This is a genomic window from Citromicrobium bathyomarinum (genome assembly GCF_038594485.1).
Taxonomy (GTDB): Bacteria; Pseudomonadota; Alphaproteobacteria; order Sphingomonadales; family Sphingomonadaceae; genus Alteriqipengyuania; species Alteriqipengyuania bathyomarina_A.
On the sequence record NZ_JBCFZG010000004.1, the window covers coordinates 48,767 to 61,547 of the forward strand.

Below are 12,781 nucleotides of genomic sequence, written 5' to 3' on the forward strand. Positions count from 1 at the left end.
GGACGGAGCGCCCCCATGAACATTCACGAATATCAGGCCAAGGAACTCCTCAAGGAACACGGCATCGCCATCCCCAAGGGTGTTCCCGCGATGAGCGTGGAAGAAGCCGTTGCCGCCGCCAAGACTCTGCCCGGCCCCCTCTATGTCGTGAAGGCGCAGATTCACGCCGGTGGACGCGGCAAGGGCAAGTTCAAGGAACTGGGCCCCGACGCGAAGGGCGGCGTGCGTCTCGCCAAGTCGATCGACGAGGTCGAAGAGGCTGCGCGCGAAATGCTCGGCAACACGCTGGTCACCGTGCAGACCGGCGATGCGGGCAAGGAAGTGAACCGCCTCTACGTCACCGACGGGGTGGATATCGCCAAGGAATACTACCTCGCACTGCTGGTCGACCGTGCAAGCGGCGAAGTCGCCATCGTTGCCTCGACCGAAGGCGGGATGGACATCGAAACCGTCGCGCACGAAACGCCCGAGCGGATCACCACCATCACCATCGACCCGGCGCAGGGCTTCATGCCGCACCACGGCCGCGCGGTGGCCTTTGCGCTCAAGCTGGAAGGCGATCTCAACAAGCAGGCGCAGAAGCTGGCCAAGCAGCTCTACGAAGCCTTCCTCGCCTATGACTGCGCGATGCTGGAGATCAATCCGCTGGTCGAAACCGAAGACGGCAACTTGCTGGTGCTCGACACCAAGATGAGCTTCGATTCGAACGCGATGTATCGCCAGAAGGAAGTCGAGAAGCTGCGCGACGTCACCGAGGAAGACGAAGCCGAGGTCGAAGCGAGCGAATACGACCTCGCCTACATCAAGCTCGACGGCAATATCGGCTGCATGGTCAACGGCGCAGGCCTCGCCATGGCGACGATGGACATCATCAAGCTCAACGGCGCGTTCCCTGCCAACTTCCTTGACGTCGGCGGCGGCGCCAACAAGGAGAAGGTGACCGCTGCGTTCAAGCTGATCCTGAAAGACCCGGCGGTCGAAGGGATCCTGGTGAACATCTTCGGCGGGATCATGAAGTGCGACGTGATCGCCGAAGGCATCGTCGCGGCGGCCAAGGAAGTGAACATCCAGGTTCCGCTGGTGGTTCGCCTCGAAGGCACCAATGTCGAAAAGGGCAAGGAAATCCTTAGCCATTCCGGCCTCGCCATCGTCCCGGCGGACGATCTGGGCGATGCTGCACGCAAGATCGTGGCGGAAGTTAAAGAGGCAGCATAATGCGCAAGGTACTGATCGGACTGGCAAGTGTAGCGACCATTTTTGGCAGCGCCGCCTCAGCGCAGTCGCCCTGGCCGACCATTTCCGACCGATCGGTCCTCAGCACCTTCAAACTGGCGTCGGATTACGACGCTTGCAGCGCCGAACTGATGGGCGGCGCCGAGCTCGCGCTGACCGACCATTTTACCAATGGTCCGGTTGGCGACGGAGCCTATCGTATCCTCGTGGTCGAGCAGGACACCTATAATCGCTACAAGCCCGGCAGCTGGGTGAAGATGAAGTTCGGCGACGATCTCGTCTGGGGCAAGGTCGTGGCCGCGCGCGGCAATCGCACGACCTTTGCCTTCGGTGCCGGGGTGCTGCGCGAATTGTGGTACGAAGGCAGCCTGCCCTTCGTAGAGTTCGAGGCGACCAAGGACCTGTTCGACCAGGATCGGTACGACCAGATTTCGCTAAGCGATCCGGAAGGCATGCAGGATACGCTGATGCCCAACCGGCAGCTGCTGTCAGGTCTGCTCACGTGCTACGAAGGCTTGTCGATGGGGGCCTGAGCGCCTTTCCTTTTGCGCATGGCGATGCGGGTCAGAACATCCCGCCGCTGCCGCCCGACGATCCACCCATCAGCATCCCGAATACGACCTTCGTAATCAGAACGTAGAGCGCAGCGCCGCTGCCCAGAAATCCAATCAGCATCAGCAAGCCGTCGCGCACGGTGAGTGCGATGCCGAATGCCGCGATCACGCCCATCGGCAGTACGACAGCGAAGGGCAGCAGCTCCAGCGGAGGGACTGCAAGGCACATCAACGCGATCACACCCGCAGCGATCCGGCCAGCCGTCGGCCCCGTGAACACCTCAAGTCGGCCGTGGAAAATCTTGTCCATGAACTTGCCGACACCCTCCATATCCTCCGCCGCATTGGCAAGCTTCTCGCCATCGACAGAGCGATCCTTCAAGATGCCGGGCAGCCACAGGTGATCTTTCCCGAAAACCATCTGCACCGCGATCAGCAGCAGGGTCAGCGCGAGAAAGCTGGGCACGCCCGGGATGCCGCCGACGGGCGAAATACCGATCAGCGCGGGTACCAGCAGCATCGGGCCGTACGAACGGCTACCGAAAGATTCGACGATGTCTCCGATCGACACCTTGTCCTGCTTGTCGCCAAGCTCGGTCAGACGGTCGATGATCCCGCAAACGTTTTTCGGCGTGTCGGACATATGTGCTCAAGCACCCTGCTGAATGGGAGTTCCCGCGCCTTTAGCATGATTCGCAAGGGCTTGCGCGCTCGCGGAGGCCGGGGACTCACGTCTGCCTTACGCTACGCCTTGGCGAGCCCGCGCGCGTGCCCTTGACGAGGCTGTTTCCGGAACGCAACACCGCCTCCAGCCATTGGAACAGGCGAAGCATTCTGCGGCCCGGCGCGCGAAAACGCCCGGCCTCTCACGGGAAAGGACAACCGATGAAGATACTCGTGCCCGTCAAGCGGGTGATCGACTACAACGTGAAGCCCCGCGTCAAGGCGGACGGCTCCGGCGTCGACCTCGCCAACGTCAAGATGAGCATGAACCCGTTCGACGAGATCGCGGTCGAAGAAGCGATCCGGATAAAGGAAGCGGGCAACGCCGAAGAGATCGTTGCGGTCTCGGTCGGCCCGGCAAAGGCGCAGGAAACGCTGCGCACCGCACTCGCCATGGGCGCAGACCGTGCGATCCTGGTCGAAAGCGAAGAGGATCTGGAGCCGCTCGCCGTCGCCAAGATTCTCAAGGCGATCGTCGAGGAAGAACAGCCCGGCCTCGTGCTGCTGGGCAAGCAGTCGATTTCGGACGACAGCAACCAGACGGGCCAGATGCTCGCCGCATTGCTCGACCGTCCGCAGGGCACCTTCGCCAACACGATCACGCTCGAAGGCGATTCGATCACGGTGAAGCGCGAAGTCGACGGCGGTCTGGAAACGGTCAAGCTGACGCTGCCCGCCATCGTCACCACCGACCTGCGCCTCAACGAGCCGCGCTACGCCTCGCTGCCCAACATCATGAAGGCCAAGAAGAAGCCGCTCGATACCAAGAGCCCGGCCGATTTCGGCGTCGATACCGCGCCGCGCCTCAAGACGCTCAAGGTCTCCGAGCCGCCGGTTCGCCAGGCGGGCGAAAAGGTCGAGGATGTCGATGCGCTGGTAGCCAAGATCAAGGCGCTCGGGATCGCCTGAGGAGCAATTCCCACCCGTTCGCCCTGAGCTTGTCGAAGGGCTGTCCTTATCTTGCGGACGGCGGGACAGAAGAAATTCAGGGCTTCGACAGGCTCAGCCCGGACGGATTTTGAGGTAGAGAAATGAAGACACTCGTTCTGGTCGAACACGACAACGAAGAAGTGAAGGACGCGACGCTCGCCGCAGTGACCGCAGCGTCCAAGCTCGGCGAAGTGCACCTGCTGGTTGCAGGGGCCGACTGCGCGGGCGTTGCCGATGCCGCTGCGAAGATCGCGGGCGTGGGCAAGGTCCACCTCGCGGACGATGCCGCCTACAAGGACATGCTTGCGGAAAATATCGCTCCGCTCGCCGCCAAGCTGATGGCCGACCACGACGCCTTCGTCGCGCCCGCCACCACCACCGGCAAGAACATCGCGCCGCGCGTCGCCGCTCTGCTCGATGTGATGCAGATCTCCGAGGTGATGAGCGTGGAAGGCGACAAGACCTTCACCCGCCCGATCTACGCGGGCAACGCGATCGCGACGGTCGAAAGCACCGAAGACAAACTGGTGCTGACCGTGCGCGGCACCGCGTTCGACAAGGCCGAAGCCGAAGGTGGTAGCGGCACCGTGGAAAAGGTCGACACCACCGGCGATGCGGGCACCTCCGAATTCGTCAGCCGCGAACTCGCCAAGAGCGAGCGCCCCGAACTGACCAGCGCCAAGGTGGTGGTTTCGGGTGGCCGTGCGCTGAAGGACGCAGAGACGTTCGAGGAGTACATCACGCCGCTCGCCGACAAGCTGGGTGCCGCCATCGGCGCGAGCCGTGCGGCGGTCGATGCTGGCTATGTCCCCAACGACTATCAGGTCGGCCAGACGGGCAAGATCGTCGCGCCGGAAGCCTATTTCGCGATCGGCATCTCGGGCGCGATCCAGCACCTTGCCGGGATGAAGGATTCCAAGGTCATCATCGCGATCAACAAGGACGAGGATGCTCCGATCTTCCAGGTCGCGGACATCGGCCTGGTCGCGGACCTCTTCAAGGCAGTGCCCGAGCTGACCGAGAAGCTTTGACCCCACAATAGCTTGCTCGCAAATTTGGGCGGGGATAGTCTTCCCACCCATGATCGATCGCAAGACAGCATTCAAAGCCGCCGCGGTGATGATTATCGCCTCGGCGGCTTTTTCGTATGGCGCCAGCGCAAAACAGGAACCGGCCCTGCTCCAGCCGTCCTCCAGCTGGAACCTCAATTACGCCGAGAAGAACTGCCGGCTCATGCGTACGTTCGGCGAAGGCGAGGACAAGGTGGTCTTCGCGATCGAGCAGGCGCTGCCCGGAGATCACTTCTCCGTCATCGTCGCCGGACGTCCCATGCGATCTTTGTACCTGAAACCCTCGCCCGAAGATGTCCAAATCCAATTCGGACCATTCGAGGATGCCACCGATGTCACGGCTGTCGAAGGCGATCTGGGAGAGTTCAAGCCCGCCGCGATCATCTCGATGGGCAAGCTTGGGACGCTTCCTTCCGAAGCAGAGGACCGACCGGAAGGCTATGTCGCGCCCGGCCCATTCGATGTCATCGGGCGCACCTTCCCGGATGAGCGCGCCGCGCAGATCGAGTGGTTCCGGATCGAACGGCGGAGGAGGGCCGTAACCCTCGCCACCGGTCCGATGGAGAAGCCGATTGCGGCGTTGCAGAAATGCATGGAAGATCTCGTTTCGACCTGGGGGATCGATGTGGCGGCGCACCGCGAACTTTCGCGCAGGGTGGAACCGACGAACGATCCCGGCAACTGGATCAGGTCGACCGACTACCCGGTTTCGGAATTGTGGAAGGGCGGACAGGCCATCATCAAATTCCGTCTGACCGTGAACGAGGAGGGCCTTCCGGTCGATTGCGATGTTTCCGGCCTGACCGACTCGGCCGAGTTCGCGGAGATCAGCTGTGCCCGTTTGAAAAAGCGTGCTCGCTTTGAACCTGCGCTCGATGTGAACGGCGAGCCGATCACGTCGGTCTACCTCGGCACGGTTCGTTTCCAGATGCCCTGATTAGGGCAGGAGCCGTGCATGCCGGTTCGGCCCTCCCCGTCCCGCCGGTGCTCAGAACTACGGCGTGCGAGCTTGACGCCTATCGCATCCTATTATCGCAATACGGTGAGATTCGTGCTGTCTCGATAGACGGCCCAGCGATACGGATTTCTAGAACAGCTGCGTAATCGCGTGGAGCGTCACTCCGACCAGTCCGCCCACCAGCGTGCCGTTGATGCGGATGAACTGGAGGTCGCGGCCAACCGCGCTTTCGATCCGGTCGGTCACCGTGCCGGCATCCCAGCGCTTCACCGTTTCTGATACCAATGCGACGATCTGAGCGCCGTAGCGGGACGTCATCCCCACGGCGGTGCGGCGGGCGAAACGGTTGATCTGTGCCTGCAGACGCGGATCGTCCTGAAGCGCGCGACCGACTTCGCGCAGGCCTTCACGCAGCTCGTCTCCCAGCGCGCTTTGCGGGTCGCGTGCACGCGCGATCAGCGACAGCCTGATCCGTTCCCACACCCCCATCCACCAGTCGGCAAGCGCCGGGTTTTCGAGCAGGTCCATCTTTACCGCTTCGACCTTTGCGCGCATCTCCGGATCGGTCTTGAGCTGTGACGCAAGCTTGACCAGCGATGCATCGATTTTCTCGCGCATCGGATGCTCGGGATCGACGAGCACCTCGGCAAGCAGGCGGTACACTCCATCGAGCACCGAGCTTGAAATGCGGCTGTCGAGCCCGGTCCAGCGCAGAACCGAATTGGCGCGCGAACGAATGATCTCGCGCACCGCATCTTCGTTGTCCTCCAGCGTCAGGCCTGCCCACCGGATGAACCCGTCGAGCAGCGGACGGTGACGACCGTCGGCGATCAGGTTCTCCAGCAGACTGCCCAGCAGGGGCGACAGCTCGATCTTGGAGAGCTGGCCCGCAAGACCCTGGCGCACCCGCAAGCCGAGCCGTTCCGGATCGAGCGACTCGAGCACCTCGGCCACCAGCTCGGCACCGCCGCCCATGAAGCGCGAGCGTTCTCCGCCTTCACGGTTGACGAGGAACTCGCCAGCCGAGACGGCGACGTTCATCCGCCGCATCCGTCGCGCCACCACCGAAGGGGTCAGGAAATTGTCGCGCAGGAACTGTGCCATGGTGTCGGCAATGCGGTCCTTCTTGCGCGGGATGATCGCGGTGTGCGGGATCGGCACGCCCAGCGGATGGCGGAACAATGCGGTCACCGCGAACCAGTCCGCCAGCCCGCCGACCATCGCCGCCTCTGCGAACGCGTTTACATAACCCAGCCCCGTGGCCCATTGCGGGTGGGCCCCGATCGCCCAGTGGCTGGCCGCGAAAATCGCCACCATCAGCACCAGCATCAAGGTGGCGGTGCGGCGCATGCCTTTCGCGCGATCGAGTGGAGCGATCGCAGAATGGGTGCTGATGGTCGGCGCGCGCGTCACTCGGCCGGGGCAGCCTCGCCCCCGCCGTGGCGATGCCCGGCGTTCCTGTCGTCACCGGGACGATAGCTGAGCACGCGATCGCGCAGCCACGGGCCAACGCGTTTCTCGAACCCGTCGGCAAGGCTGAACCCAGCCGGCACGATCAGCAGAGTCAGCAGGGTCGAGACGACCAACCCGCCGATCACCATCGTCCCCATCGGGGCGCGCCAGGCGCCATCGCCCGATCCGAGGACACCCGAAAGCGCGGTCGGGATCATCCCGGCAGTCATCGCGAAGGTCGTCATCACGATCGGTTGGGCACGCTTGTGACCAGCATCGAGAATTGCGTCCATCTTGTCGCGCCCCTCGGCCATCGCCTCGATCGCGAAGTCGATCAGCAGGATCGAGTTCTTCGACACGATGCCCAGCAGCAGCAGCACGCCGATATAGACCGGCATCGATTGCGGTTGGCCGACCAGCCAGACCAAGAAGATCCCGCCCAGCGGCGCGAGTGCGAGGCTGGTCATGTTCACCAGCGGGCTCATCAGGCGCTTGTACAGCAGCACCAGCACCGCGAACACCAGCAACACGCCGGAGATTACCGCGTAGATCAGGCTCGTAATCAGCTCGTTCTGCCATTGCTCGTCGCCCACCGCGTCGCGTGTAACGCCTTGCGGGAGGTCCTGCAGAGCCGGCAGAGCGTCGATCTGCTCGCGCGCGGTCCCGCTGACGACACCCTGCGCCAGGTCCGCGCCGACCAGCACGCGGCGGCTCTGGTTGTAGCGCTGGATCGCCGTCGGTCCCGAGCCGAAGCTGATGTCGGCAACGCGCGACAGTGGCACGGTGCCGCCACGCAGGGTGGGCACGGGCAGATTCTCGATCGTCGTCAGGCTTTCGCGCGAAGTTTCGGGCAGCTTGACGCGGATCGGGATCTGCCGGTCGGACAGGGAGAACTTGGCCGCGCTCTGGTCGATCTCACCCAGTGTGGCGATACGGATCGTCTGGCTGAGCGCGACGGTCGACACGCCAAGGTCGGCGGCCAGGTCCGGGCGCGGCGTGATGATCAGCTCGGGCCGGTTGAGATCCGCTTCGATCCGCGGCGCGACCAGCGTGTCGAGCCCCTTCATCTGTTCGACCAGTTGCGAAGCCGTCTCCTGCAACACTTCCGGGTTCGAACCGGCGAGCATCACGGTGATGTCGCGCCCGCTGCCGAAACCGCCGCCCTGCGACTGGAAGCGCACGCGCGCGTCGGGGATCTTGGCCAGTTCGGGAGCCAGCTGGCGCTCAAACTGGATCGAGGTCCGCTCACGGTCGGGCGACAGGGAAACGTAAAGCGTCGCGCTACCCATCCGCACCCGTTCGAGCGCGCGCTCGACTTCGGGCTGCTGATAGAGGATTGCCGCGACCCGGTCGGCCACCCGCTCGGTATCTTCCAGCGTGGTGCCCGGCACCATCTCGATCTGGACCTGGCTGTTGTCGCTATCGACCAGCGGCTGGAACTGCGCAGGCACGTTCATGAACAGCTGGATCGTCAGCAGAAGCGAGAAATAGCCGATCATCAGCATCCACACGCGATGATCGTAGAAGCGCGCTTCCAGATAGCGCCAGACTTCGCGCATCCGCCTGCCGAAGATTCCCGCGAGGAGCCCGAACAGCTTGAGCGCGCCCCAACCGGCACCGAATGCAAGGATTGCTGCGACCGCCAGCTGGGCGATGCCGACGATGCGGCTGTAGAATGTGCCCGCAACCGATTCCGGCGAAGATGCGACGGCATTGCCCGCCGCTTGCGCAAGGCCAAGGGTGCCGATCATCTGGTTCGCAACAAAGAAGATCCCGCCGGTAATCGCGATCAGCAGCAGGATCGTGAACAAAAGCAGGATCATGTAGAAGAAGCGCTTTGTCGGCGGCTCGATCCCGTCGCGGCGGCGCATCATCTTGCCGCGTTCCAGCGACCAGTGGAGGATGCCCATGTAGCGATCCATCACCGGGCCTTCGCCATGGCTGGCATGGCCTTTGGACTTGAGGAAGTAAGCCGCCAGCATGGGCGTGATCATGCGGGCAACGGCCAGCGACATCAGCACCGCGATCACCACGGTGATCCCGAAGTTCTTGAAGAACTGGCCGGAAATGCCCGGCATCAGGCCCACGGGCAGGAACACTGCGACGATGCAGAAACTGGTCGCGACCACCGGCAGGCCGATCTCGTCCGCCGCGTCGATCGACGCCTGGTAGGCGTTCTTGCCCATTCGCATGTGTCTGACGATGTTCTCGATCTCAACGATGGCATCGTCGACCAGCACCCCCGCCACCAATGCAAGCGCAAGCAGGGATAATGAGTTCAGGTTGAACCCGAGCAGATCCATGAACCAGAAGGTCGGGATCGCGGAGAGCGGGATTGCGACCGCCGAGATGAACGTCGCACGCCAGTCGCGCAGGAAGAAGAATACGACAACCACCGCGAGCAGCGCGCCCTCGATCATCATCGCCATCGAGCTTTCGTACTGTTCCTCAGTATATTTCACCGTGTTGAACAGCTGGATGAAGCGCACTCCGGGATTTTCGGCTTCGATCTTCTCGATTTCCTCGAGCGCGGAATGGAAGGTCGATACGTCCGACGATCCCTTTGCACGCGACATCGCGAAATTGACGACTTCCTTGTCGCGAACCTTACTGATCGAGTCCTGTTCGGAAAACCCGTCACGTACGGTGGCTACGTCCGCAAGCTTGACCGTCCGCCCGTCGCCGAGCTGGATCTGCTGCTGCGAGAGGGAGTAGGCATCCTGGCTGTTGCCGAGCACGCGAACCGACTGGCGCGTCCCGCCGACCTCGGCTGCACCGCCAGCTGCGTTCAGGTTGTTCTGCCGCAGCACGCTGTTCAGCTGGCTCGCGGTCACGCCGTAAGACTGGATTTTCGCGGGATCGAGGATCACCTCGATCTCGCGGTTGACCCCGGCGAAGCGATTGACTTCGGCCATGCCTTCCACGCCCAGCAGACGTTTGGCGACGACATCGTCGATAAACCAGCTGAGCTGTTCGAGCGTCATGTCGTCGGCTTCGACCGCATAGATGCCCAGGAAACCGCCCGAGATTTCCTGCTTGGAAACCCGCGGTTCGAGGATACCGTCGGGCAGCGACCCGCGGACGGTGTTGATCGCGTTGGTCACTTCCGAAACGGCATCGTCGGGATCGGTTCCGATCTCGAATTCGATGAAGGTGCTCGAATTGCCTTCCGACGCGGTCGAATTGATTGTCTTGACGCCATTGATCGAGCGGACGGCGGATTCGACCAGCTGGGTTATCTGGTTCTCGATCTCGGTCGGCGCCGCGCCGGGCTGCGAGATGTTGACGTTGACTGCCGGGAATTCGATCTCCGGGTTGTTGACCACGTCCATCTGCCAGAAGCTGAGCAGGCCAGCGAATAGCAGCGCGGTGAAGAACACCAGCGGAATGACGGGGTTACGGATCGACCATGCGGAGATGTTGCGGAAGTTCATCGTAGATTACTTCTTTCGCACGACGGGATTGACCTTTTCACCCGGGTTAAGGAAGCCACCCGCGCTGACCACGATCCGTTCGTCGCCCGTCAGGCCTTTGGTGACCGCGATACCGTTCGGAGTGACCATGCCGGTTTCGATGGGGCGCCGCTGGACGGTATTGGCCTTGTCCACGATGTAGACGTAGGTGCCGTTATCGTCCGCCAGCACCGCGCTTTCCGGCAGCAAGGGCGCGACCGTGGTGCCGCTGCGGATCGTCGCGCTGGCGAAGCCGCCGGGGCGGAGGCCGGGTTCGTAGTTGAGGGCGATGCGCGCCGTCCCCTGACGGCTCTGTGCATCGACTGTCGGCTCGACCTGCCAGATTTGACCGGTGTAGGTCTTGCTCGAACCGACCGGGGTTACTTCCGCCGGAACGCCGACGGAGAGCTTCTGAAGGTCGCTTTCGCCAACCTGCGCGCGCAGCTCCATCTCGCCACCCTGAGCGATCACGAAGGCCGAGGCGATCCCGGCACTTACCGTCTGGCCCGGTTCGATATTACGTTCGAGCACCAGGCCCGAAGCCGGTGCGACGATATTGAGGCGTGCATTGCGCTCGCGAAGCTCCGCGAGTTGCGCCTGCGCGACGTTCACACGCGCTCGCGCGGCATCGCGTGTCGCAGTCAGCCGGTCGACATCGGCAGTCGAAACAAAGCCGCGCTCTACCAGCTGCAGCGCGCGGTCGAGATTGTTCTGCGCCAGTTCGGCGTCGGCCCGGGCCACCTGCACCTGCGCCGCTTGGGCGCGGGCCTGCTGGTTCTGGACCGAACGGTCGATCGAGGCGAGCACCTGGCCTGCCCTAACCCACTGGCCCTGATCGACATTCACCGAGACGACCCGTCCGCCCTCGCCCACGACGCCGACGGGAAGCGCACGGCGTGCGGCGATCGTTCCGCTGGCGTTGATGGTGCCTTCGATCGTGCCGCTGCCGGGCTGGACGACCGTAATTTCCGGTGCCTGGTCCGCCGGACCCGCCTCTGCCGGGCTGTCGTTGGCAGCGCTCAGGAAGAACCAGCCGCCCACCACCGCGACAATAAGCACGACGACAATGCCGATGATGATGGCGCGCGTCCGATTGCTCTTCGGCTGGTCGTCTACGGTTGTGGAGTAGGTTTGTGTCATGGGGTGTTTTTCATCCTCACGGCCGACCGGGGGTTGGTAGTTCATCAGTGCAAGTCCATTCCCTAGGGGGTGCACGCCTCGCCTGCTCGAGGCCTCCGGGGCGATCCGTCGATCCACCCCTGCCTTACGCGTCCCACAACCGGCAAGCAATCGACTGCTCTACGAACCGCAAAGCGGGCAAGACGAAGGAACATCAGTCAGGTGTCCGCCGATCGCGGTTCGGATACGAAAAAGGGCGGCCCGACCTCGTGTCGGACCGCCCCAATGGTGCTTGTCGGTTTTGTAAGGTTAGCGGACGCGACCGCGCTGAACCAGATTGGCGATCGCCAGCAGGATGACCGCACCGACGATGGCTACGATGAAGCCGGTCAGGCTGAACGCACCGATCGGACCGCCAACGCCGAAGAAGGCATTGCCGATCCAGTTACCGATCAGCGAGCCGATCAGACCGACGATGATGTTCCAGAAAATGCCCATCGAGGCATCGCGCCCCATGATCATGCTGGCGATCCAGCCTGCAACGCCGCCCACGATGATCGCGATAATCCAACTCAACATGTCCCAACTCCTGTTATTATCAAACCCGTTCGAGTTACGGGTCTGCAACGGAGCCGGGGGACAGCAAGTTCCCGACGAGCGACGAATTGTGAGTCTGGAGCGCGTCGCCTCGGCAGGCGATCAATACTTCAGCTGGCGTTCGTAGAGGTCGCGATAGTGCTGGATGCGCGTGACCCGAAGGCCCTGCATGCCCGAGCGATCGACCGCACGCTGCCAGGACGCGAATTCCTCCAGCGTCAGTCCATAGCGTTCCAGAACCTCGTCGATCGTCAGCAGGCCGCCATTGACCGCTGCGACCACTTCCGCCTTGCGCCGGATAACCCAGCGCTTGGTCTTAGGTGAGGGCAGGTCGGCGACGGTCAGCGGCTCGCCGAGCGGGCCGATCACCTGGTCTGGCTTGATTTTCTGGTTCTCGATCATGGTTTCTCTCGGTGGCGCCTGGGGGTTTGGGTTGCGCTGATCCCATCCGTACGCTCGGGCGCTTTGCGGCTCGCTAAAGACCTAAGGTTAATGCCGCGTTGTTCTTTCGCTTCGCTGTTATCGAAGGACGGGCCAGCCTGCGCGAGCAATCCCTGCTCGTCCCTGGCAAGATTGCGCGACAGGCTGATCGCGGCGGTAAGCTCCGCCCAGCCGACGCGCCGCAGCCCGCCCTCACCTGTCGCATCGTCCTGCGCAACGATTGGCTCAAGTCCTTCGAACATGCCCCGATCA

Annotated in this window: 12 protein-coding genes; 5 read left to right on the top strand and 7 right to left on the bottom strand. The window is 63.0% G+C overall.

Annotated features, from left to right (window positions below; genetic code table 11):
- Positions 1–15 precede the first annotated feature (15 nt).
- The gene (gene sucC, locus AAG591_RS05805; protein WP_342530076.1) at positions 16–1,215 is read left to right on the top strand and encodes an ADP-forming succinate--CoA ligase subunit beta; all 1,200 of its coding nucleotides are present in this window, start codon (positions 16–18) and stop codon (positions 1,213–1,215) included.
- Complete coding sequence (locus AAG591_RS05810; protein ID WP_342530078.1) at positions 1,215–1,766, top strand: hypothetical protein; 552 nt, start codon at positions 1,215–1,217, stop codon at positions 1,764–1,766. The genes sucC and AAG591_RS05810 overlap by 1 nt, the downstream gene beginning before the upstream one ends.
- 31 nt (positions 1,767–1,797) lie before the next feature.
- Here AAG591_RS05810 and AAG591_RS05815 read toward each other — a convergent pair whose 3' ends face one another.
- Positions 1,798–2,430, bottom strand: coding sequence for an exopolysaccharide biosynthesis protein (locus AAG591_RS05815; protein WP_342530080.1), 633 nt, complete (start codon positions 2,428–2,430; stop codon positions 1,798–1,800).
- Between the two features lie 242 nt (positions 2,431–2,672).
- Between AAG591_RS05815 and AAG591_RS05820 the strand changes: the two genes are divergently transcribed.
- The 3 genes from AAG591_RS05820 to AAG591_RS05830 all read left to right on the top strand — a co-directional run bounded on the left by AAG591_RS05820 (position 2,673) and on the right by AAG591_RS05830 (position 5,447).
- The gene (locus AAG591_RS05820) at positions 2,673–3,419 is read left to right on the top strand and encodes an electron transfer flavoprotein subunit beta/FixA family protein (RefSeq protein WP_342530082.1); all 747 of its coding nucleotides are present in this window, start codon (positions 2,673–2,675) and stop codon (positions 3,417–3,419) included.
- A gap of 122 nt (positions 3,420–3,541) precedes the next feature.
- Positions 3,542–4,471 carry an electron transfer flavoprotein subunit alpha/FixB family protein gene (locus AAG591_RS05825; protein ID WP_342530083.1) on the top strand — a complete coding sequence of 310 codons (930 nt, stop codon included), beginning with the start codon at positions 3,542–3,544 and terminating at the stop codon, positions 4,469–4,471.
- 49 nt (positions 4,472–4,520) lie between these two features.
- Positions 4,521–5,447, top strand: a complete 927-nt coding sequence (locus AAG591_RS05830) for a hypothetical protein (protein WP_342530084.1) — start codon at positions 4,521–4,523, stop codon at positions 5,445–5,447.
- 150 nt (positions 5,448–5,597) lie between these two features.
- Here AAG591_RS05830 and AAG591_RS05835 read toward each other — a convergent pair whose 3' ends face one another.
- The 6 genes from AAG591_RS05835 to AAG591_RS05860 form a co-directional block, all read right to left on the bottom strand.
- Complete coding sequence (locus AAG591_RS05835) at positions 5,598–6,818, bottom strand: DUF445 domain-containing protein (RefSeq protein WP_342530085.1); 1,221 nt, start codon at positions 6,816–6,818, stop codon at positions 5,598–5,600.
- A gap of 59 nt (positions 6,819–6,877) precedes the next feature.
- Positions 6,878–10,354: an efflux RND transporter permease subunit gene (locus AAG591_RS05840; RefSeq protein ID WP_342530087.1), complete on the bottom strand. Its 3,477-nt coding sequence runs from the start codon at positions 10,352–10,354 to the stop codon at positions 6,878–6,880.
- Positions 10,355–10,360: 6 nt separating this feature from the next.
- On the bottom strand, positions 10,361–11,557 hold the full coding sequence (locus AAG591_RS05845; RefSeq protein ID WP_342530088.1) for an efflux RND transporter periplasmic adaptor subunit: 1,197 nt from the start codon (positions 11,555–11,557) through the stop codon (positions 10,361–10,363).
- A 243-nt stretch (positions 11,558–11,800) separates the two neighbouring features.
- Entirely contained in the window at positions 11,801–12,070 is a 270-nt protein-coding gene (locus tag AAG591_RS05850) for a GlsB/YeaQ/YmgE family stress response membrane protein (protein WP_342530089.1), read from the bottom strand.
- 120 nt (positions 12,071–12,190) lie between these two features.
- A complete protein-coding gene (gene sciP, locus AAG591_RS05855) occupies positions 12,191–12,490 on the bottom strand; it encodes a CtrA inhibitor SciP (RefSeq protein WP_342530090.1) in 300 nt (99 codons plus the stop codon).
- Entirely contained in the window at positions 12,487–12,771 is a 285-nt protein-coding gene (locus tag AAG591_RS05860; protein ID WP_342530092.1) for a hypothetical protein, read from the bottom strand. The genes sciP and AAG591_RS05860 overlap by 4 nt, the downstream gene beginning before the upstream one ends.
- Positions 12,772–12,781 lie beyond the last annotated feature (10 nt).